This window comes from Rhodopseudomonas palustris (assembly GCF_003031265.1).
GTDB classification, from domain to species: Bacteria; Pseudomonadota; Alphaproteobacteria; order Rhizobiales; family Xanthobacteraceae; genus Rhodopseudomonas; species Rhodopseudomonas palustris_H.
The window spans coordinates 1,270,821-1,291,103 of record NZ_CP019966.1; the positions used below are offsets into that span (position 1 = coordinate 1,270,821).

20 protein-coding genes are annotated in these 20,283 nt (G+C 64.5%); 19 read left to right on the plus strand and 1 reads right to left on the minus strand.

The window, feature by feature from the left end; translation table 11 throughout:
• The first annotated feature begins 17 nt into the window (after positions 1-17).
• The 3 genes from RPPS3_RS05925 to RPPS3_RS05935 all read left to right on the plus strand — a co-directional run bounded on the left by RPPS3_RS05925 (position 18) and on the right by RPPS3_RS05935 (position 2,492).
• Positions 18-563 (plus strand): TetR/AcrR family transcriptional regulator, encoded by a 546-nt coding sequence (locus RPPS3_RS05925; RefSeq protein ID WP_107343266.1) that lies wholly within the window; start codon positions 18-20, stop codon positions 561-563.
• A gap of 292 nt (positions 564-855) precedes the next feature.
• On the plus strand, positions 856-1,227 hold the full coding sequence (locus tag RPPS3_RS05930; protein WP_107343267.1) for a YciI family protein: 372 nt from the start codon (positions 856-858) through the stop codon (positions 1,225-1,227).
• On the plus strand, positions 1,224-2,492 hold the full coding sequence (locus tag RPPS3_RS05935) for an RNA polymerase sigma factor (protein WP_107343268.1): 1,269 nt from the start codon (positions 1,224-1,226) through the stop codon (positions 2,490-2,492). The genes RPPS3_RS05930 and RPPS3_RS05935 overlap by 4 nt, the downstream gene beginning before the upstream one ends.
• Before the next feature lie 20 nt (positions 2,493-2,512).
• On the opposite strand, the gene RPPS3_RS05940 is transcribed toward RPPS3_RS05935, so the two are convergent.
• Positions 2,513-3,301 carry an SDR family NAD(P)-dependent oxidoreductase gene (locus tag RPPS3_RS05940; protein ID WP_107343269.1) on the minus strand — a complete coding sequence of 263 codons (789 nt, stop codon included), beginning with the start codon at positions 3,299-3,301 and terminating at the stop codon, positions 2,513-2,515.
• Positions 3,302-3,511: 210 nt separating this feature from the next.
• On the opposite strand from RPPS3_RS05940, the gene RPPS3_RS05945 reads away from it, so the two are divergent.
• The 16 genes from RPPS3_RS05945 to ftsH all read left to right on the plus strand — a co-directional run bounded on the left by RPPS3_RS05945 (position 3,512) and on the right by ftsH (position 20,179).
• Positions 3,512-3,688 carry a DUF2934 domain-containing protein gene (locus tag RPPS3_RS05945; protein WP_107343270.1) on the plus strand — a complete coding sequence of 59 codons (177 nt, stop codon included), beginning with the start codon at positions 3,512-3,514 and terminating at the stop codon, positions 3,686-3,688.
• Between the two features lie 506 nt (positions 3,689-4,194).
• Positions 4,195-4,611 (plus strand): YciI family protein, encoded by a 417-nt coding sequence (locus tag RPPS3_RS05950; RefSeq protein ID WP_107346461.1) that lies wholly within the window; start codon positions 4,195-4,197, stop codon positions 4,609-4,611.
• Positions 4,612-4,734: 123 nt separating this feature from the next.
• Entirely contained in the window at positions 4,735-5,439 is a 705-nt protein-coding gene (locus tag RPPS3_RS05955; RefSeq protein ID WP_107343271.1) for a TetR/AcrR family transcriptional regulator, read from the plus strand.
• Between the two features lie 142 nt (positions 5,440-5,581).
• Positions 5,582-6,049: a DUF2852 domain-containing protein gene (locus RPPS3_RS05960; protein WP_107346462.1), complete on the plus strand. Its 468-nt coding sequence runs from the start codon at positions 5,582-5,584 to the stop codon at positions 6,047-6,049.
• Between the two features lie 149 nt (positions 6,050-6,198).
• The gene (locus tag RPPS3_RS05965) at positions 6,199-6,666 is read left to right on the plus strand and encodes a carboxymuconolactone decarboxylase family protein (RefSeq protein ID WP_107343272.1); all 468 of its coding nucleotides are present in this window, start codon (positions 6,199-6,201) and stop codon (positions 6,664-6,666) included.
• Positions 6,650-7,555 (plus strand): sigma-70 family RNA polymerase sigma factor, encoded by a 906-nt coding sequence (locus RPPS3_RS05970; RefSeq protein ID WP_107343273.1) that lies wholly within the window; start codon positions 6,650-6,652, stop codon positions 7,553-7,555. Before RPPS3_RS05965 ends, RPPS3_RS05970 begins: the two co-directional genes overlap by 17 nt.
• 306 nt (positions 7,556-7,861) lie before the next feature.
• Positions 7,862-8,572, plus strand: a complete 711-nt coding sequence (gene tolQ, locus RPPS3_RS05975) for a protein TolQ (RefSeq protein WP_107343274.1) — start codon at positions 7,862-7,864, stop codon at positions 8,570-8,572.
• A 34-nt stretch (positions 8,573-8,606) separates the two neighbouring features.
• Positions 8,607-9,080 carry a biopolymer transporter ExbD gene (locus RPPS3_RS05980; RefSeq protein ID WP_107343275.1) on the plus strand — a complete coding sequence of 158 codons (474 nt, stop codon included), beginning with the start codon at positions 8,607-8,609 and terminating at the stop codon, positions 9,078-9,080.
• Positions 9,081-9,130: 50 nt separating this feature from the next.
• A complete protein-coding gene (locus tag RPPS3_RS05985) occupies positions 9,131-10,114 on the plus strand; it encodes a protein TolA (protein WP_107346463.1) in 984 nt (327 codons plus the stop codon).
• A 70-nt stretch (positions 10,115-10,184) separates the two neighbouring features.
• Entirely contained in the window at positions 10,185-11,519 is a 1,335-nt protein-coding gene (gene tolB, locus RPPS3_RS05990; protein WP_107346464.1) for a Tol-Pal system beta propeller repeat protein TolB, read from the plus strand.
• A gap of 160 nt (positions 11,520-11,679) precedes the next feature.
• Complete coding sequence (locus tag RPPS3_RS05995) at positions 11,680-14,010, plus strand: putative bifunctional diguanylate cyclase/phosphodiesterase (protein ID WP_107343276.1); 2,331 nt, start codon at positions 11,680-11,682, stop codon at positions 14,008-14,010.
• A 188-nt stretch (positions 14,011-14,198) separates the two neighbouring features.
• Positions 14,199-14,945 carry an N-acyl amino acid synthase FeeM domain-containing protein gene (locus RPPS3_RS06000; protein WP_107343277.1) on the plus strand — a complete coding sequence of 249 codons (747 nt, stop codon included), beginning with the start codon at positions 14,199-14,201 and terminating at the stop codon, positions 14,943-14,945.
• Between the two features lie 323 nt (positions 14,946-15,268).
• Entirely contained in the window at positions 15,269-15,766 is a 498-nt protein-coding gene (pal, locus tag RPPS3_RS06005) for a peptidoglycan-associated lipoprotein Pal (RefSeq protein ID WP_011156687.1), read from the plus strand.
• 155 nt (positions 15,767-15,921) lie between these two features.
• Entirely contained in the window at positions 15,922-16,938 is a 1,017-nt protein-coding gene (gene ybgF / locus RPPS3_RS06010) for a tol-pal system protein YbgF (RefSeq protein ID WP_107343278.1), read from the plus strand.
• A gap of 53 nt (positions 16,939-16,991) precedes the next feature.
• Positions 16,992-18,032, plus strand: a complete 1,041-nt coding sequence (tilS, locus tag RPPS3_RS06015) for a tRNA lysidine(34) synthetase TilS (protein WP_107343279.1) — start codon at positions 16,992-16,994, stop codon at positions 18,030-18,032.
• A 230-nt stretch (positions 18,033-18,262) separates the two neighbouring features.
• On the plus strand, positions 18,263-20,179 hold the full coding sequence (ftsH, locus tag RPPS3_RS06020; RefSeq protein WP_011156690.1) for an ATP-dependent zinc metalloprotease FtsH: 1,917 nt from the start codon (positions 18,263-18,265) through the stop codon (positions 20,177-20,179).
• Positions 20,180-20,283 lie beyond the last annotated feature (104 nt).

Consider the following 20,283-nt stretch of genomic DNA (forward strand, 5'->3'; position numbering starts at 1 on the left):
AGCGTGTCGGGAGAGACATGAAAGACCGCGCTACCCTGCTGCCGCTGCTTGGCGAAGTATTTCGGACCCACGGCTACGAAGGAGCGTCGCTGGCGCTGATCACGGAGGCGACGGGGCTCGGCAAGGGCAGCCTGTATCACTTCTTCCCCGGCGGCAAAAAGCAGATGGCCGAAGAGGTGCTGGCCGAGATCGACGGCTGGTTCGAGGCCAACATCTTCGCGCCGTTGCGCGATCCGGCCGATCCCCGCGCCGCCATCGCGGCGATGCTCTCGGGCGTGAACGAGTATTTCCGTTCGGGGCGTCGCGTCTGCTTGGTCGGCGTGATTGCGCTCGGCCATGCGCGCGATGAGTTCGCCGCGCCGGTGAACGACTATTTCACGCGCTGGCAGGACGCGCTGGCGGCATCGCTGCGCCGTTACGGCCTATCGGCCGCCGCGGCCCGGCGCCGCGCCGAGGATGCGGTGCTGTCGATCCAGGGCGCTCTCGTGCTGGCGCGTGCACGTAATGACGCAGCCGTATTCACCCGCGCGTTGTCCGAATTGAAGGCGCGACTGCTGCCGTAGTCTTCGACTCTCTCTCCCTGCGCACTGAGCAACGGGTGAGGGCGCTCCGCTCAGCGAGGCACTGAGTCAGTGCTTGCGACGCCCTCACCCCAGCCCTCTCCTGCAAGCGGGAGTGGGAGCGCGCAGCGACCTTGGGTTCGCTGATGGCTTCACTCGACCACTCTCCCCGTGCACGGCCCAACCGCTGCCGCTGAATGGAACCGAGATGTCGTCTTGGTCGGTGCAAACTTCTCCGCCATGCTGTCGGCCAAGGACGACGATGATCGTCTTACAGCCGAGGGAGACGCACGCCATGCTCTACGCCATCCTTTGCTATCACGACGAGAATTTCGTCGGTTCCTGGAGCCGCGAAGAAGATGCCGCCGTGATGGAGAAGCTCAAGGCCGTGCACGGCAAGCTCGCCGAGGCCGGGCGGCTCGGGTCGGTGGCGCGGCTGCTGCCGACCACGGCGGCGACGACGCTGCGCAAGGATTCCGAGCCGCCGGTGGTGATCGACGGTCCGTTCGCCGAGACCAAGGAGCAATTGCTCGGCTTCTACGTGGTCGAATGCGAGGACCTCGATGGCGCGCTCGACGTCGCGCGCGATCTCGGCCGCGCTAATCCGGGTGGGGCTTATGAAATCCGTCCGATCGGATTGTTCATGCCGGGGACCATGCAGCCATGACCGATCTCGCCTGGATCGAGACCGCGATCACCGCCGCGCGGCCCCAGGCGATCGGCGCGCTGCTGCGCTACTTCCGCGATCTCGACACCGCCGAGGAGGCGTTCCAGAACGCCTGCCTGCGGGCGCTGAAATCCTGGCCGCAGAATGGGCCCCCGCGTGACGCTGCCGCTTGGCTGATCATGGTCGGCCGCAATGTTGCGATCGACGATCTGCGCCGCGGCAAGAAGCAACAGCCGCTTCCCGATGACGCGGCGATTTCCGATCTCGACGATGCCGAGGACGCGATCGCCGAGCGGCTCGACGGCTCGCATTATCGCGACGACATTCTGCGGCTGCTGTTCATCTGCTGTCACCCGGAGCTGCCGCCGACCCAGCAGATCGCGCTGGCGCTGCGCATCGTCTCGGGACTGACGGTGCCGCAGATCGCGCGTGCGTTCCTGGTGTCCGATGCGGCGATGGAGCAGCGCATCACCCGCGCCAAGGCCAAGGTCGCGCGGGCCGGCGTGCCGTTCGAGAGCCCCGGCGCGGTCGAGCGCGCCGAGCGCCTCGGCGCGGTAGCGGCGATGATCTACCTCGTCTTCAACGAGGGTTACTCGGCCGCTGGTGAGACCGCCGGGGTTCGCGCGCCGCTGTGCGAGGAAGCGATACGGCTGGCGCGGCTGCTGCTGCGGCTGTTTCCGTCCGAGCCGGAGATCATGGGGCTGACGGCGCTGATGCTGCTGCAGCAGGCCCGGGCGCCGGCGCGGTTCGATGCCGGCGGCGAGATCGTGCTGCTGGAAGATCAGAACCGCGGCCTGTGGAACGCCACCATGATCGCCGAGGGGCTGGCACTGATCGACAAGGCGATGCGTCACCGCCGAACCGGCGCGTATCAGATCCAGGCCGCGATCGCGGCTCTGCACGCTCGCGCGCCGCGTTACGAAGACACCGACTGGGCGCAGATCGATCTGCTGTACGGCTCGCTCGAAATCCTGCAGCCATCACCGGTGATCACGCTCAATCGCGCGGTGGCGGTGGCCAAGCTGCGCGGACCGGAGGCGGCGCTGGCGATGATCGAGCCGCTCGAAGCGCGGCTCGGCAGCTACTTTCACTATTTCGGCGCCAAGGGCGCGCTGCTGCTGCAGCAGGGACGCGGTGATGAAGCCCGCGTCGCCTTCGATCGGGCTATCGCGCTCGCTCGCACTCCCGCCGAGGCCTCGCACATCCGGATGCATCTCGATCGGCTGATGCAGGAGAGCGAAGCCGCGGGGCGTGCGAGTGCATAGTTGTCGGATAGGCCCAACGGCTAACTGGTCTTGCGTTCGCCGCGTAGCGACGGCAGGCCGATGCCGGCGGCGTCGAAGCCGCCGTCGACCGCCAGGATCTGCCCGGTGATGTAGCTGGAGCGATCGCTGCACAGGAAGAAAATCGCCTCCGCCAGCTCTTCCTCCAGGCCGTAGCGCGCCATCGGAATCGCGTCGCGATAGTCCGACCGGATGTCCTGCGTGTGGACCTGCTTGGCCATTGCGGTGTCGACGGGGCCTGGCGCGACGCCGTTGACGCGGATGCCGAGCGCCGCAAGTTCGACCGCGCATTGCTTGGTGAAGTGGGCCAGCCCCGCTTTGCTCGATCCGTAGGCGACGCGCAACGTCGAGGCACGCAGCGATGAAATCGACGTGATGTTGACGATGGCGCCGCCGCCGGAATCGCGCATCAGCGGCACCGCGGCCTGGGTCATCAGGAACGGACCGGTGAGATTCACGTCCATCACCCGCTGCCATTCGTCTGGTGTCGTCTCCATCAGCGGCTTGAACACCGCGATCCCGGCGTTGTTGACGAGCGCATCGAGGCGGCCGAACCGCTCGGTGACCGCCGCGATATCGCGCGCCACCGACTCGCGATCGGCGACGTCACAATGCAGCGCGATGGTTCGGTCGGGCAGCGCCAGTGCCTGCATCGCGGCGCGCAGCCCGTCATCGTCGCGGTCGAGCAGCGCCACCGACCATCCGTCGGCGAGAAAGCGCTTGGCTGCTGCCAGTCCAATGCCGCGAGCGGCTCCGGTCACCAGCGCGACATGGGGCGAGGATGCGGTCATGGGCGTTCCAATCATGCGAAAGCGGGGAGGTCAGACGTGGAAGGTCGAGGCTTCACATGCCAGCGCCGTGCCATCGCTGTCCAGCGTGGCGCGCCGTCGCGGGCGATCGCGCTTGGGAACAAGTCGACGACATCTGGTTTACATCGAACTGAAATACAACTTCGCGTCCAGGCGGGCACGACACCGCCTTTGAGGTTTGGGAGGTTTTGTATGCAAGACGAACTCGAAGAGCGGATCCGCCATCGCGCGCGTGAGCTGTGGGAGGCCCAGGGCCAGCCGGAGGGGCGCAGCGACGAATTCTGGCTGCAGGCGGAGCAGGAAGTCCGTGGTGAGAAAGAAACCTACGATCGGCTGAAGTCGGATCCCAGCATCACGACGAATAGCTGATCTTTACGAAGCCGAAGCGCCGCCCGGTTGTTGTGCCGGCGGCGCTTCGTTTGTCGGCACCTCGCGTTGCGTCAACGCACGTAGAACACCACGCCGGCGATCGTCAGCAGCGCTGCGGCGGCGAGCAGATGAGCCATCGCCCGCGAAGCAGCGAGTTTGGTAGCGTCGTTCATGCGGTTCTCTCCCCAGTCTGCAGAGCCGTTGCTGCGGCCCGCGGGCATCACGATCGGAGATGACCTGCACCGCGCAGGCACAGCCCGGCGACGATGCGCCAGACCTGATCGTTGATGAGATACGCTGAACACCCCGCGACGACCATTCGCACTTAGAGTCCCCACTCTGCGAATAGTGACGTTCGATAGGCTGGTGGCTCAATGCGGCGGCAATTTGTCGGCGGTTTGGTGCGCTGACGTGCACTGCACTGCAAATCTTTCGCATCGTATGTCGGCGCGTGCCGTTACCGATCGTCTTCAAGCTGCCAATCCAATCGAGCAGGGAGAGTGATGATGCGTTTCATGATGCTGATGATCCCGAAGGGGTACGAGGCGGCGCAGCCGGGCGTGATGCCGGATGCCGCCGCTGTCGCCGCGATGATGAAGTACAACGAAGCGCTGCAGCAGTCGGGAGTACTCATTACTTGTGACGGTTTGCATCCGCCCTCGATGGGCGCTCGCGTCAGCTTTGATACCGGCAAACCGGTCGTCACCGACGGCCCGTTCGCCGAGGTCAAGGAAGTTCTCGGCGGCTACTGGATGATCGAAGTTGCGTCGCGGGAGGAGGCGATCGCCTGGGCGATGCGCTGCCCGGCCGGACCGAACGAGATCATAGAGATCCGGCAAGTGCAGGAGATGGCCGATTTCCCGGCCGACGTGCAGGCCGAAGCCGCCGGCTTCGAAGCCATGCAGGCGGCCGCCCGGCGTTGAGGCCGCACCTCGTGGCGGCGGGTCGATCGATCCGCCGCTGGGCCTGCCATTGGCGGCGCCTCGCTCCCACCCGGGCAACTGGGTTAGTGACCTTTACACCGCCCTCATGTAAGACCCCTTCACATGAGCTGGCGCAAGGAACAGGGCCGCGCCGAGCGCGGCTATCATCACGGCAATCTGAAGGAAGCGCTGCTGCAGGCGGCGCTCGGGCTGATCGCGGAGAAGGGCCCCGGCGGCTTTACCTTCGCCGATGCCGCGCGGATGGCCGGCGTCAGCCCGGCGGCGCCGTATCGGCATTTCCGCGACCGCGACGAATTGCTGTCGAACATCGCCCAGCGTGGTTTCGAGCTGTTTGAGCAGGTGCTGGCGAAAGCCTGGGATGACGGCCGTCCCGACACCGTCACGGCGTTCATGAGGGTCGGGCGGGCCTATCTGGCGTTCGCCCGCAACGAGCCGGCTTATTACTCGGCGATGTTCGAATCCGGCGTTCCGATCGACGTCAATCCGATGCTGCTGACCGCCTCGGAGCGTGCCTTCAACGTGATCCGCGCCGCCGCCGAACGGCTGGCGGCCCTGACGCCGTCGGGCGTCACCCGGCCGCCGGCCCTGATGATGGCGCTGCACATCTGGTCGATGTCGCACGGCATCGCCTCGCTATTCGGCCGGGGTGATGGTGCCCGCCGCAAGCTGCCGATGGCTGCCGAAGACCTGCTCGAGGCCGGCGTGCTGATCTATCTGCGAGGGCTCGGGTTCTCGACCGAGTCCGCCGCTGCTGCTGAAAAGCCTGCAGAACCAAAGCGGTCCGGCCCGTGGGGCCCGGCCGCTTGAGGGCCGTGCTCACCGCAAGGTGAGCCCTGCGGCGAAAAATCCGCCAAACCTCCGACCGCTGTTGCTTGACAAACTGCTGGAATGCTCCAAGTATGTAAATGTTATTTACATTCACAACGGCACCGAGCCGATGGAGAAGCAAATGGCCAACGCCGCTGACTACGATCGATGGGGTCCCCCGGGGGCGCGCTACCAGCCCGCGCTACGGTCGTCTTGGAGTCCGGGCTGGATCCTGCTGACGGTGGCCGGCTTCATCGTCTGGTGGCCGATCGGCCTCGCACTTCTCTTCTACACACTCTGGAGCAGAAACATGGGTTGCTGGGATCGCGATCGCTTCGCCAACAAAATGGAGCGGATGCAGTGGAAGATGGAGCGGATGCGCAACCGCATGGATCGCGGCGGCTTCGGCTTCGGTCCGCCGTCGAGCGGCAACCGCGCCTTCGACGAGTATCGGATGGAGACGCTGCGCCGGCTCGAAGAGGAGCAGGTCCAGTTCAAGGAATTCCTCGATCGCCTGCGCCACGCCAAGGACAAGGAAGAGTTCGACGCCTTCATGGCCCAGCATCGGACCAAGCCGAACCCGTCGCCCGATAATTCGGCGCAGGGCTGATCAGCGCCCTGATCTGACCCTCCAGCGCCAACCGCCGCCCGCCTGAGCCCCCAGGCGGGCGGCTTCTTTTTTGTCGCGGTTTCGCTCGCGGCAATGTCACACCGCGCTCCGCTGTCTCGTCCTATGCTCGTCAACCAAGGGAGACGACCATGACACCGCGCCTCAACCCCGCCACTGCCGCGCCCGACGCCTACAAGGCGATGGTCGCGCTGGAGAAGTACATCCAGGGCAGCGGCCTCGAATCCAGCTTGATCGAACTGGTCAAGATGCGCGCCTCGCAGATCAACGGCTGTGCATTCTGCCTCGACATGCATAGCAAGGATGCCCGCGCCCGTGGCGAGACCGAGCAGCGGCTGTATCTGCTCAACGCTTGGCGGGAATCGCCGCTCTACACCGATCGCGAGCGCGCCGCGCTCGGCTGGACCGAAGCGCTGACACTGGTGGCGCAAACCCAGGCGCCGGACCCGGACTACGCAGCCGTGAAGTCGCATTTCAACGACGCCGAGCAGGTCAATCTGACGTTGCTGATCGGTGCGATCAACACCTGGAACAGGATCGCGATCGGCTTCCGGATGCTGCATTCGACCCCGGCCGCGGCGCATGCCAAGGCCTCCTGATCCAGCTCCATCCGAAGATGCCGCAGCGAGCTTCGCGCCGCTGCGGCCGCGGCTGTTGCGCGTTGCTTATCGGATGCTGGGCTCGATCAGCGAAGCCGAAGACGTCGTGCAAGATGCTTACTTGCGTTGGCACCGTGCTGATCGCCGCGAGGTCCGTGACCCGGCTGGCTTTCTCACGCGCACCGTCACCCGTCTGTGTCTCGACGTGCTGAAGTCGGCGCGACAACAGCGCGAGACCTATGTGGGGCCGTGGCTGCCGGAGCCGATCATCGCCCCGGAGCCTGAGCCTGATGGCGACGATATCACCCTCACTTTGATGCTGGCCCTCGAGCGGCTGTCGCCATTGGAGCGGGCCGCGTTCCTGCTGCACGACGTGTTCGGTGTCGGCTTCGATGAGATCGCGACGACGCTCGGACGTGACGCGGCCGCCTGCCGCCAGCTTGCCGCGCGAGCGAGGGCGCATGTCCGTTCCGAGCGGCCGCGCTTTCCCGTCTCGGCAGAGCAGGGGCAGGCGATCGCGGCCGCGTTCTTCCAGGCCTCGCGGAGCGGCGATCTTGGCGCGCTGACGTCCTTACTCGCGGACGAGGTGGTGTTCGTCAGCGATGGCGGCGGCAAGCGGCCGGCCGCACTCAATCCGGTGCGCGGCCACGATCGGGTGATGCGCCTGCTGGAGGGAATCGCGCGCAAGACAGCTGCGGGGGCGAGTTCGCTGCTTGCCGTCCAGCTGATCGACGGCCTGCCTGGCTTTGTCTCGCGGGAGCCGGACGGCCTGATCCAGACCACGGCGCTCGAAATCGCAGGCGGGCGGATCGTCGCGATCTACGTTGTTCGGAACCCCGACAAGCTCCGGCATCTGGTCCTCGGGTCGCCCTCTGGCGGTCTGCACTGACCGCATCCGGCCGTCCCGCTTCGGCCCGCCAGCCGCCGCCCGGCTCCCGATCACTGGTATTTTCCCTGTTATAGTAACCCCTTATTAACCCTGATGGGGGTTTGGTGAGGGACGTCAAAATGCGGCATCAGCCCTTGTTTTGACACGTTGACAGGGGATTGAGGGGCCGGCTTCGGACAGGCCATCCCCTGCGACAACTGAAGGCTCCCACGGTGGCGCTTGGGCCAGATCGCGGCGCGTGGCCGCGGACAGCCGGAGCCTTTGGCGGAATCGGCTGATGCCGAAACGTGTGAGAGGATTGCGACGATGAACCCGGCCGACGTGACACAGCTTGCTCCGGCGGTCTCGACCGACGTGTCGCTGCTGTCGTTGTTCTGGCACGCACACTGGGTCGTGAAGTCGATCATGCTGGGTCTGCTCGGCTGTTCGATCTGGGTCTGGGCGATCGCGATCGACAAGCTGCTGCTGTTCTCGCGCACTAAGCGCGCGATGGATCGCTTCGAGCAGGCGTTCTGGTCCGGCGAGTCGATCGACGAACTATACCGCGCGCTGTCGGCCAAGCCGACGCATTCGATGGCGGCGTGTTTCGTCGCCGCGATGCGTGAGTGGAAGCGATCATTCGAAAGTCATTCGCGCTCGTTTGCCGGCCTGCAGATGCGGATCGAGAAGGTGATGAACGTCTCGATCGCCCGCGAGGTCGAACGGCTGGAGCGCCGCCTGCTGGTGCTGGCGACTGTCGGCTCGGCCGGCCCGTTCGTCGGCCTGTTCGGCACCGTCTGGGGTATCATGTCGAGCTTCCAGTCGATCGCCGCGTCGAAGAACACCTCGCTGGCGGTGGTCGCGCCCGGCATCGCCGAAGCGCTGTTCGCCACTGCGATCGGCCTGATCGCCGCAATTCCGGCGACAATTTTCTACAATAAGTTTACGTCGGAAGTGAACCGGCAGACGCAGCGGCTGGAAGGCTTCGCCGACGAGTTCTCGGCAATCCTGTCGCGGCAGATCGACGAGCGTACGTGAACGGAGGCCAGGTGAGCACAGCGGGCATTCGATCATGGGAATGAACGTAGCCACTGGCGGCGGCGGAGGCGGCCGGCGTCGCGGCGGGCGGCGACCGGTGATGGCGGAGATCAACGTCACCCCGATGGTCGACGTGATGCTGGTGCTGCTGATCATCTTCATGGTCGCGGCGCCGCTGCTCACCACCTCGATCGACATCGATCTGCCGGTCGCCCGTGGCGGCAATCAGATCCAGTCGAACTCGCCACCGCTGACCCTGTCGGTCAAGCGCACCGGCGGCACCTGCAACTCTCAGGTCGAGCTGTATTTGGGTGATAGCCCGATCGCAGCGTCCGAGCTCGAAGCCAAGATGAAGGCGATCCGTGAGACCCGGTCGGAGACCGACAACGTGGTGTATCTGCGGGGCGACAAGGACGTCTGCTACACGGACATGATGAAGCTGCTCGGCAATATCCGGACCGCCGGCTTCAAGGCAAACATCGTCATCGTTCCCGAACAGGGGAGTTGAGCCGGCACCGCGCCGGCGTCGGCCGCGAAGGTGGAGCAGGAATTCTGAAGGTGAAGATCGACAAGACATGGGCTGCGTCGGTGGCGTTGCACGTCCTCGTGCTCGGCTGGGCCATGCTGTCTTTCACCTCCAAGGCTTTCGAGCTCGAGCCGCAGGATTCGGTTGCGGTCGATACCATCTCCGAAGATCAGCTCGCCAAAGTGATGGCCGGCATGCGCACCGGCAAGAAGGAAAACCCCAAGCCGCTGGTCGAGAAGGTCGCCGAGGCCAAGCAGGTCGACGACACCGTCGGTAAGATCAGCGAGAAGGCGCCTGTCGTCACCGACACCTCGCCGCCGCCCCAGCCCAAGCCGAAGCCGGAAGAGAAGCCGGTCGAAAAGAAGCCTGATCCGCCGAAGCCGGTGGTGAAGGAAGAGCCGAAGAAGGAAGAGCCGAAGAAGGCCGAGAAGAAGCCGGAGCCGGCAAAGGAAGAGGCCAAGGAAGCCGAAAAGAAACCGGAGCCTAAGGTCGATCCGATCGCCGAGGCGCTGAAGAAGGAAGAAAAGAAGAAGCCGCCGCCGAAGCCGACCGAGACTGCCGCCAAGCCGCCGGAGCCGACCAAGCCGAAGTCGGAGCGGGTATTCGATCAGTCGAAGATCGCGGCGCTGCTCGACAAGCGCGACCCGACCCGCAACGCGGTCACCGGCGACGTGTTGAACTCCAACGCGGCGCTCGGATTGTCGAAGGGCAAGTCCGCCGACAACTCGGCGACCTGGGGCGCGATGTTCCAGTCGCAGGTCGAGCGCTGCTGGAAGAAGCCGTATGGCGGCATCGAAGCGCAGCGCGCCGAGGCGTCCTTCGTGATCCGCCTGAAGCGTGACGGCACGCTCGAAACTCTGCCGCAGCCGGAAGGCCATCCGGCGACGCCGTATTTGCGCGTGTATCAGGAGAGTGCGCTGCGCGCGATCATCGAATGCCAGCCGTACAATCTGCCGGCGCAGTTCTTCGACGAATGGAAGTTCTTCGCGCCCGTGTTCACCGATCGACGTCCGTAATGCGAACCTCCGCTCACCATTGCTCGCGCCGCCCGGCGCGGATCACCTGACCGACCGATGGATTGCCGCTATGTCGTTTGACCTCAATCGCCGCCAATTGATGATTTCCGCCGCGACGGCGGCCGGTGCACTCGCGCTCGGCCCCGCCCGCGATGCGTTCGGTCAGGCCCGGGTGCAGATCACCGAAGGCAACGTCGCGCCGCTGCCGATCGCGATTCCGAATTTCGTCGCCGGCACGCCGTCGGACAATGAAGTCGGCGTCGGTGTCTCCCAGGTGATCACCAACAATCTGAAGCGCTCGGGATTGTTCGCGCCGATCGACCAGGCCGCGTATCTCGAAAAGATCACCAACATCGACGTGCCGCCGCAGTTCAAGAGCTGGGCGAGCATCAACGCTCAGGCGCTGGTGACCGGGCGGATGACTCGGCAGGGCGACGGCCGGCTCAAGGCCGAATTCCGGCTGTGGGACGTCGCCACCGGCCAGCAGCTCGCCGGCCAGCAGTATTTCACCTCGCCGGAGTATTGGCGCCGTATCGCCCACATCATCTCGGACCAGATCTATGAGCGTCTGACCGGCGAGAAGGGGTACTTCGACAGCCGCGTGGTGTTCATCGACGAAAGCGGCCCGGCCGACCGGCGCGTCAAGCGGCTGGCACTGATGGATCAGGACGGCGCCAACGTGCGCTATCTCACCCGCGGCAGCGACCTCGTGCTAACGCCGCGGTTTTCGCCGACCACCCAGGAAATCACCTATATGGAATTCGGCCAGGGTGAGCCGCGGGTGTATCTGTTCAACGTCGAGACCGGCCAGCGCGAGATCGTCGGCAACTTCCCCGGCATGTCATTCGCGCCGCGGTTCTCGCCGGATGGTCAGCGCATCATCATGAGCCTGCAGCAGGGCGGCAACTCCAACCTGTTCGTGATGGACCTGCGCTCCAAGGCGACGACGCGGCTGACCGATACGCCGGCGATCGACACCTCGCCATCTTATGCCCCCGACGGCAGTCGGATCTGCTTCGAGAGCGATCGCGGCGGCAAGCCGCAGATCTACATCATGCCGGCGAATGGCGGCCAGGCGCAGCGGATCTCGTTCGGCGACGGCAGCTACTCGACCCCGGTGTGGTCGCCGCGCGGCGACTACATCGCCTTCACCAAGCAGGGCGGCGGCCAGTTCGCCATCGGCATCATGAAGCCGGACGGCTCCGGCGAGCGCATTCTGACGTCCGGGTTCCACAACGAAGGGCCGACCTTCGCGCCCAATGGCCGGGTGCTGATGTTCTTCCGCGATCCGGGCGGGAACGCCGGCCCGTCACTGTTTACGGTCGACGTTTCGGGACGTAACGAACTGCGGGTGCCGACCCCGGGTTACGCCTCGGATCCGGCGTGGTCGCCGCTGCTATCCTGAATCGGCAAGCAGCAGAGGGTTCCCTGTCTGGAACCTCTCAGGTCGCGTTTTACGGCTCTAAGTCTCGGCGAACGTTGCAATGATCCGCTAAGCATGTTCGCTCAGAAAGACTTCATCTGCCAGGGATACAACGGAGTCCGAAAGGACACGCTCGCGCTTGATGCTGCTCGCCAGTCACAAACGGGATTCTGAGCAAACGTCGCCTGCGATTCGCGCGGGCTTGGTCGACTCGTTGTTCATGAATCCGGCGCCGATGATCGTTGGGGCATTTGGGCCCGCGATTGCTGGCGCCGTGATCGGGATGGTTACCGGAAGCATCCTGAATTGGCTGTGTGTCCCCTTATTCGTTCTGATCGGCTTTGCGCGTGCGCTGCAGATGCATCGCTATCGGCAGCGCAATGCTCCTCTCACGGTGGAGGAAGCCGGTATATGGGAGCGACGCTATCGGCTGGGAGCCATTGCACATGGCATCTCGCTTGGCGCTTGGTCGCTCGTGGTGTTGCTCGGCACCGACGACTCGGCGGCGCATATGCTTTGCGTTGCGACCGTGGTGGCATACACCTCGGCTGGTGTCGGGCGGACTTTCGGTCGGCCCCAGATTTTTCACCTCCAGGTGCTGCTCAGCTGCGGCCCATTGATCTTCGCGATGGTGAGGGTGGGGGGTGTCTACTATCTCACGCTCGCCTTGCTCAGTGCGGTATTCTTCATCTCGATCCGTCATCTGACGTCCAGCCTGCAACGGATCTACCTCGACGCCTGGATCGGCCGCGAGCGCGAAGCTGCGCTCGCCAATCAGTTCGACACCGCGCTTAACAATATGCCGCATGGGTTGTGCATGTTCCGCGCAGATGGTCGTCTCGCGGTCATGAACCATCGTTTTGCCGAGATGATGCGGCTTCGCGACGAACTGGTCAAAGGATCACCGACCGCGACCGAGATCGTGTCCGCCTGCGTGGCAATCGGTGCAATTTCGGCTGCCAACGGGCGTTTGATCCTGGCTGAAATTGAAAACTCCCTGGCGGGAGAAATCGTCACCGTCGGCGACGAAACCGTTCCTCGCTCGCTGTGCTGGACGTTCCAGCCGATGGCACATGGCGGCGCGGTGGTGCTGATCGAAGATATCACCGAGCGTCGCAACGCCGAAGCGCGGATCGTTCATCTGGCGCGTTACGACGAACTCACCGCGTTGCCGAACCGGGTGAGCTTCCGCGACGAAATTGAGCGTATTCTCGAGGCCGAGCACGGCCGGGGCAAGACCCGGCTGTCGGCGCTGTTGTTCATAGACCTCGACCAGTTCAAGCAGATCAACGATACGCTCGGCCATCCCTGCGGCGATCGGCTGCTGTGCTCGGTCGCCGAACGGCTGCGTGACATGCTGCGGCCGGACGATCTGGTGGCGCGATTTGGTGGCGACGAATTCGTCGTCTTCCAACAGAACATCGCCTCGAACGAAGATGCAGCTGCGCTGGCTCGCCGAATCGTCGATCGCCTGAGCGACCGCTATCTGATCGATCATCATGTTGTTGAGATCGGTGCCTCGATCGGCATTGCGATGACGTCGCCGGGTGCCAAGGCTGACATCCTGCTCAAGAATGCCGACATGGCGCTGTATCGCGCCAAGGCCGACGGCCGCGGCAATTACTGTTTCTTCCGCGAGGAAATGGCGCAAACCGTCGAAGCTCGCCGCATTCTCGAGCTCGACCTGCGCAAGGCGCTCGCCAACGAAGAATTCGAACTGTACTACCAGCCGCTCGTGAATCTCAAATCGGGCAAGATCACCACGTGCGAAGCGCTGCTGCGCTGGAATCACCCGGTGCGCGGGACGGTATCACCGGTCGATATTATTCCGGTCGCCGAGGACATGGGTCTGATCGTCGATCTCGGTCGCTGGATCCTGCGCAAAGCCTGCATGGAATGCATGCTGTGGCCGGAGCCGGTGAGTGTCGCGATCAACTTCTCGCCGCAGCAGTTCCATCAGCGTGACGTGCTGACGGAAGTGCGCTACGCGCTTGAAGTCTCCGGCCTGCCTGCCAGTCGGCTGGAGATCGAAATCACCGAGTCCTCCCTGCTGCGTAACACGCAGTGGACGCACGACGCGTTGCAGCAGCTGCACGCCGAAGGCGTCCGGATCTCGCTCGACGATTTCGGCACGGGCTATTCGTCGCTCAGCTATCTGCACAGCTTCCCCTTGCAGAAGGTGAAGATCGACCGCTCGTTCCTCGAGGGGATCGACAGTGACCGGCCGTTGACTCTGCTACGCGGCGTCGCCCGCCTCAGCAGTGATCTCGGCATGTCGGTGGTGGTGGAAGGCATCGAAACCAACGACCAGCTCGAATTGATCAGCGCCGACGGCACCGTCACCGAGGCGCAGGGCTATCTGTTCAGCCGTCCGGTCCCCGCCCAGCGCATTCGGCAATTGCTGAACGCGTCGCAGGGTGCACGCCAAAAAGACGGCAAAGTCCTTTCTTTGCCGACTCGATCGATCGCCTAAACCCCTCTTCTTCAGGCCCTCTCAGGTCAAAACTTCCCGCAATTCCACCGCTGTCGCTGGAAATTCACTAAAGTGGAATTATAAGAATTAACCCTAATAATTCTAATGCTTTGCCGGGCCGTTAAGGATTCGTTAACGTTTACCGTACGGTCGGTGTGTTGTCGGGACATGTGGGTGGGGTGAGAGTGATGGGAGTCGTACGTCCAGCAAAACAGCAAGACCGGATCGCGGCCCGAAGGCTCGCGTTGCTTGAGAAGGTCGATTATCGGCTCGCGGAAACTCCGGCAGAACGTGAGGCGATCTACCGGTTGCGATATCGCGCCTACCTCAAAGAAGGGGCGATCGATGCCAATAGCAGCGGCATTGTGACTGACCGGTACGACGATCTGCCGAATTCATGGATCTTCGGCGTGTTCTATGAGGGGATGCTCAGCAGTTCACTGCGGATCACAGTTGCATCCCCGGATTATCAGGACTGCCCGTCGACAGACGTCTTTCCTGACTTCCTTCAACCCTGGCTGGCTGAGGGCAAAGTCATCGTCGACCCGACAAGGTTCGTGGCTGATCCGACAAGCGCCAACCGACTGCCCGAACTACCGTATCTGACTCTGCGTCTGGCTAATGTCTCCTGTGAGTACTTTAACGCAGACATTGGCCTCGCTTCGGTGAGGACCGAGCATCAGGCCTTTTATCGTCGGGTGATGATGCGCTTGATCTGTGAAGCTCGGCCGTATCCAGGGTTGAAAAAGCCTATCAGCCTGATGGAGATCGACTTCCCTGCGATGCGCGACAAGCTGTACGCCCGTTATCCGTTCTTACGCTCGACTGAGTCCGAGCGGCGCAGCTTGTTCGAGCACGCGAGGAGAGTTCCCAATCTGACTCTGGCCGAGGCTCCAAATCTGGTGCCGCTCGCCTTCGGTCGGACGCACCTCTGACAACGCCGTCTTGCGGCCAATTCGATCGAATTCGTTTTCAGATCGATCGTCGGCACAGACCGACGATCGTCAATGATTGCAGGCTTGGCCTTCTTGCCAGCGCTGATGGGTGTCCACGCTGCCGGCGTATCCAAGAATGGAACGCCCCGGCTTCACTCTGGCGCCACATTTGCACCTCATTAACCATCGCGTTTGCTTTTGGCCGACCGGGGGCAATTGATCGAGTTCGGCAACACCTCGTCAAGGTTGACGGAACGTTCGCTTAACCATCGCCCTGTAGACCGAAAACACAGTCGGAATATCGCGAGCGTGGAGGCTCCGGAATGACCAATCACAAGCGAATCCTCCAGGGATTGAAGGTGGCCGCGGTGCTCGCGGTGGCCCTGTCGATGGGGGCATGCGCGAACAAGAATGGGCTCGGCGGTGCCGATGGCGCGATGGCTGGTGCGGCCACCCCGGGCAGCCAGCAGGATTTCGTCGTCAACGTCGGCGACCGTGTGTTCTTCGAGAGCGATCAGTCGGATCTGTCGCCGCAGGCGGCTGCGACCCTCGACAAGCAGGTGCAGTGGCTGCAGACCTACAGCCGCTACACCTTCACCATCGAAGGCCACGCCGACGAGCGCGGCACCCGCGAATACAACATTGCGCTCGGCGCGCGCCGTGCGCAGTCGGTCCGCAACTATCTGGTGTCGCGTGGTATCGACGCGCAGCGGATGCGCACCATCTCCTACGGCAAGGAACGTCCGGTCGCGGTCTGCAACGACATTTCTTGCTGGTCGCAGAATCGCCGCGCCGTCACGGTGCTGAACGCCGGCGCCTGATCGTCCGGCCGCATCGAAGTCGTGAAACGGCGCCGCAGGGCGCCGTTTTTGTTTTCGGCGGGGGCTTTGGCCGTCGCCTCAGTCACATTTTTGGCGTAGTACGGCGATCAATCCAGCGCCACTCGTTTGGCCGCCCTCGAACTCGTCGGACTGTCATGTCATCAGGTTTTGCCGTCTCCGCGCGCAGCCTCGCTCTGGTGGCGACGCTCGCTTTCGCCGCTCCCGCGCTGGCCCAGCAATACGGCGGCGAGGTCGATCCCGAAATTCGTATCCAGCAGCTCGAGGATCGGCTGCGGACGCTGACCGGCCAGAACGAAGAACTGCAATACCGCAACCGGCGGCTTGAAGATCAGGTCCGGCAGTTGCAGAGCGGCGCCGGTGCGCCCGGTGCGCAGCAGCCCGCCCCCAATCAGGCTGCGACCCCGCCGGCCGCTCCGCAGCAACCTTATGGTCAGCCCGCGCAGCAACCGGCTTACGGCCAGCAGCAGGCGCCGATGGTGCAGCCGCAGCCGGCCGCGCCGCAGGGCGGCGGCCGCCGCGGCGACGCGTTCGATCCGTCGCGCGATCCGAACGCGCCCGGCGTACCGCGCGCGCTTGGCGGCGGCCAACTGCCGATGGAGCAGGGCGGCGGCATGCCGGCCGGCCGGGCCGCCGGCGCCCCGATGGACCTGTCGAACGGCAATGGCGGTTACGTCCAAGGCGGTTATCCGCAAGGCGGTGCGCCGTCCGCGGCCCAGCAAGCGCCTGCCGCCGCAGCTGGCGGCGCCTTGACGACGCAGCCGCCGTCGCAGACGCCGCGCGACGAGTTTGACCTCGGCATCGGCTACATGCAGCGCCGCGACTACGCGTTGGCCGAAGAAACCATGCGCAACTTTGCGCAGAAGTACCCGGACAATCCGTTGACTGCCGATGCGCAGTATTGGCTCGGCGAGAGCTTCTTCCAGCGCCAGATGTATCGCGAGGCGGCCGAGTCATTTCTAGCCGTGACCAGCAAACACGAGAAGTCCGGCAAGGCGCCGGACGCGTTGCTGCGGCTCGGTCAGTCGTTGTCGGCGTTGAAGGAAAAGGAAGCGGCCTGCGCCGCGCTCGGCGAGATCGGCCGCAAATATCCGCAGGCGTCGTCCAGCGTGAAGAAGGCGGTCGATCGCGAGCAGAAGAAGCTGAAGTGCTGAACCCAGCAGGCCCGGCCGATAGCGGGGCCTGACAACCGGCAGGCAGACGGCCGATGTCCGGAACCGACGACGAGGTAGTATCCGCCACCGAGGCGCGGCGTCTGTTCGCCGATTGGAAGGCGGCGCCGGCGATCGTGCTGGCGGTCTCCGGTGGGCCCGATTCGTTGGCGCTGATGTGGCTCGCCGCCCGCTGGCGGAAGGCGTTGAAGCAGGGCCCGGCATTGGCGGTTGTCACCGTCGATCACGGCCTGCGTCCCGAGGCCGCCGCCGAGGCGCGCGCGGTGAAGCGACTGGCGGCCTCGCTCGACCTGCCGCACCGGACGCTGCGCTGGAACGGGGACAAGCCCAAGACCGGAATCCAGGCGGCGGCGCGCGGGGCGCGCTATCGGCTCCTGGCGCAGGCCGCCAAAACCCTCGGCGCCTCGCATGTGATGACCGCGCATACCCGCGACGACCAGGCCGAGACCGTGCTGATGCGTCTGTCGCGCGGCAGTGGAATCGCCGGCCTTGCCGCAATGGCAAGGGAAATCGAGCGGGACGGGGTGGTGCTGGCCCGGCCGCTGCTCGATGTTACGAAGGCCCGGCTGGTCGCCACGCTGACCAAAGCCCGAATCGCGTTCGCCACCGACCCGAGCAATGTCGATCCGCGCTTCACCCGGCCGCGGCTACGCGAGCTGATGCCGCAACTGGCGGCTGAAGGCTGCGATGCCCGTTCGCTGGTTCGGCTGGCGGCGCGGGCGGCGCGGGCCGATGCAGCGTTGGAACTGATGACCGACGGCGCCGAGCAATTCTTGGAAACCCTCGATGCGGGGGCGGGACGTCCCGGTGTGGATGCCCGGGCATTTCTGGCTCTAGCTGCAGAAATCCAGATTCGCTTGTTGCTGCGTGCGCTGGCGCGGCATGGTTACGAGGGGCCGGCCGAGCTCGGGAAAGTCGAGGCGCTCTCCGAGGCGCTGAAGCTTGCAGCGGCCGGGAGGGCGCCGCCCGCCGGCAAAATCCGGTTAAAGCAGACCCTCGCAGGCGCCGTGATCACGCTCACCAGCGACCGCCTGGTGATTGCCCCAGCCCCACCGCGGCGGGCGCGGGTCGGCTGAAGGCATCTCCACGTACGTTTAACCACCTCGCTGCAGAGGCCGTTGATCGCCACGATTTGAGCGAGAAACCGGTTAGAATGCGCCAAATAGTCCTGTGTGGTTCTCTTGGCAGGGGCTCGGCTCACACCTAGATTAGGCGGGCCGGCTCTCGGGAAGCTCCCGCAGAGCCATTCGTTTCGGCGCCGCAGGGCCCACCCGGTCGCGATCCGCGCGACCCATAAGGAAGACCGATGAACGCCAATCTGCGCAATTTCGCCCTCTGGGTCATCATCGTGCTGCTGCTGTTGGCGCTGTTCACGCTCTTCCAGAATCCGGGCCAGCGCACTGCGTCGCAGGAAATTCCGTTCTCGCAGCTCCTCAGCGAGATCGACCAAAATCACGTCCGGGACGTGGTGATCCAGGGCCAGGAAATCCGCGGCACCTTCACCAACGGCTCGACCTTCCAGACCTACGCGCCGAACGATCCGTCGCTCGTGACCCGCCTGTACAACGGCAAGGTGTCGATCACCGCCAAGCCGCCGGGTGACAACGTGCCGTGGTTCGTGTCGCTGTTGGTGTCGTGGCTGCCGTTCATCGCGCTGATCGGCGTGTGGATCTTCCTGTCGCGGCAGATGCAGGGCGGCGCCGGCAAGGCGATGGGCTTCGGCAAGTCGCGCGCCAAGATGCTCACTGAAGCGCATGGCCGCGTGACCTTCGAAGACGTCGCCGGCGTCGACGAGGCCAAGCAGGACCTGCAGGAGATCGTCGAATTTCTGCGCGACCCGGGCAAATTCCAGCGCCTCGGCGGCCGCATTCCGCGCGGCGTTTTGCTGGTCGGCCCTCCCGGTACTGGTAAGACGCTGATCGCGCGCGCGGTCGCGGGTGAAGCCAACGTGCCGTTCTTCACCATCTCCGGTTCGGACTTCGTTGAAATGTTCGTCGGCGTCGGCGCCAGCCGCGTCCGCGACATGTTCGAGCAGGCCAAGAAGAACGCGCCGTGCATCATCTTCATCGACGAAATCGACGCGGTCGGTCGTCATCGCGGCGCCGGTCTCGGCGGCGGCAATGATGAACGCGAGCAGACCCTCAACCAGTTGCTGGTCGAGATGGACGGCTTCGAGGCTAATGAGGGCGTGATCCTGATCGCCGCCACCAACCGGCCCGACGTGCTCGATCCGGCTCTGCTGCGTCCCGGCCGCTTCGACCGTCAGGTCGTGGTGCCGAATCCGGACGTCGTCGGCCGCGAGCAGATCCTCAAGGTCCACGTTCGCAAGGTGCCGCTGGCGCCCGATATCAACCTGAAGAACATCGCGCGCGGCACTCCGGGCTTCTCCGGCGCCGACCTGATGAACCTCGTCAACGAAGCGGCGCTGATGGCGGCCCGGCGCAATAAGCGCATGGTCACTCAGTCCGAGTTCGAAGACGCCAAGGACAAGGTGATGATGGGCGCCGAGCGCAAGTCGCTGGTGATGACGGAAGAGGAGAAGCTCCTCACCGCATATCACGAAGGCGGTCACGCCATCGTCGGCCTCAACGTCCCGGCCACCGACCCGATCCACAAGGCGACCATCATTCCGCGCGGACGTGCGCTCGGCATGGTGATGCAGCTGCCGGAGCGCGACAAGCTGTCGATGTCGCTCGAGCAGATGACCTCGCGTCTGGCCATCATGATGGGCGGCCGCGTCGCCGAGGAGATGGTGTTCGGCCGCGAGAAGGTGACTTCGGGTGCTGCCTCCGACATCGAGCAGGCGACCAAGCTGGCGAGGATGATGGTGACCCGTTGGGGCCTGTCGGAAGAGCTCGGCACCGTCGCTTACGGCGAGAACCAGGACGAAGTGTTCCTCGGTATGTCGGTGTCGCGCACCCAGAACGCTTCCGAGGCGACGATCCAGAAGATCGATGCCGAGATCAAGCGGCTGGTCGAAGAGGGCTACAACGAAGCCAAGCGCATCCTCACCGAGCGCCGCGCCGACCTCGAAGCGCTCGCCAAGGGCCTGCTCGAATACGAGACCCTGACCGGTGACGAGATCACCGATCTGATCAACGGCAAGAAGCCGAATCGCGAATCGGTGCTCGAACCGTCGGGCCCCCGCACTTCGGCAGTGCCGCCGGCCGGCAAGCCGCGGCCGCGGCCCGATCCGGGCCTGGAGCCCCAGCCGCAGGCGTAAGCCGACCGGCCAAGCTGACTTCGAAAAACGCGGCGGCAACGCCGCGTTTTTTGTTGCGTGTCGTCCGCTGCCGCCGCGCTTGACCTGATCCCGCAAAGCCCGCA

Coding starts and splice junctions, on each gene's coding strand:
- RPPS3_RS05925 (WP_107343266.1), top strand. CDS start 18: ATGAAAGACCGCGCTACCCTGCTGCCGCTGCTTGGCGAAGTATTTCGG.
- RPPS3_RS05930 (WP_107343267.1), top strand. CDS start 856: ATGCTCTACGCCATCCTTTGCTATCACGACGAGAATTTCGTCGGTTCC.
- RPPS3_RS05935 (WP_107343268.1), top strand. CDS start 1,224: ATGACCGATCTCGCCTGGATCGAGACCGCGATCACCGCCGCGCGGCCC.
- RPPS3_RS05940 (WP_107343269.1), bottom strand. CDS start 3,301: ATGACCGCATCCTCGCCCCATGTCGCGCTGGTGACCGGAGCCGCTCGC.
- RPPS3_RS05945 (WP_107343270.1), top strand. CDS start 3,512: ATGCAAGACGAACTCGAAGAGCGGATCCGCCATCGCGCGCGTGAGCTG.
- RPPS3_RS05950 (WP_107346461.1), top strand. CDS start 4,195: ATGCGTTTCATGATGCTGATGATCCCGAAGGGGTACGAGGCGGCGCAG.
- RPPS3_RS05955 (WP_107343271.1), top strand. CDS start 4,735: ATGAGCTGGCGCAAGGAACAGGGCCGCGCCGAGCGCGGCTATCATCAC.
- RPPS3_RS05960 (WP_107346462.1), top strand. CDS start 5,582: ATGGCCAACGCCGCTGACTACGATCGATGGGGTCCCCCGGGGGCGCGC.
- RPPS3_RS05965 (WP_107343272.1), top strand. CDS start 6,199: ATGACACCGCGCCTCAACCCCGCCACTGCCGCGCCCGACGCCTACAAG.
- RPPS3_RS05970 (WP_107343273.1), top strand. CDS start 6,650: ATGCCAAGGCCTCCTGATCCAGCTCCATCCGAAGATGCCGCAGCGAGC.
- tolQ (WP_107343274.1), top strand. CDS start 7,862: ATGAACCCGGCCGACGTGACACAGCTTGCTCCGGCGGTCTCGACCGAC.
- RPPS3_RS05980 (WP_107343275.1), top strand. CDS start 8,607: ATGGGAATGAACGTAGCCACTGGCGGCGGCGGAGGCGGCCGGCGTCGC.
- tolB (WP_107346464.1), top strand. CDS start 10,185: ATGTCGTTTGACCTCAATCGCCGCCAATTGATGATTTCCGCCGCGACG.
- RPPS3_RS05995 (WP_107343276.1), top strand. CDS start 11,680: ATGCTGCTCGCCAGTCACAAACGGGATTCTGAGCAAACGTCGCCTGCG.
- RPPS3_RS06000 (WP_107343277.1), top strand. CDS start 14,199: ATGGGAGTCGTACGTCCAGCAAAACAGCAAGACCGGATCGCGGCCCGA.
- pal (WP_011156687.1), top strand. CDS start 15,269: ATGACCAATCACAAGCGAATCCTCCAGGGATTGAAGGTGGCCGCGGTG.
- ybgF (WP_107343278.1), top strand. CDS start 15,922: ATGTCATCAGGTTTTGCCGTCTCCGCGCGCAGCCTCGCTCTGGTGGCG.
- tilS (WP_107343279.1), top strand. CDS start 16,992: ATGTCCGGAACCGACGACGAGGTAGTATCCGCCACCGAGGCGCGGCGT.
- ftsH (WP_011156690.1), top strand. CDS start 18,263: ATGAACGCCAATCTGCGCAATTTCGCCCTCTGGGTCATCATCGTGCTG.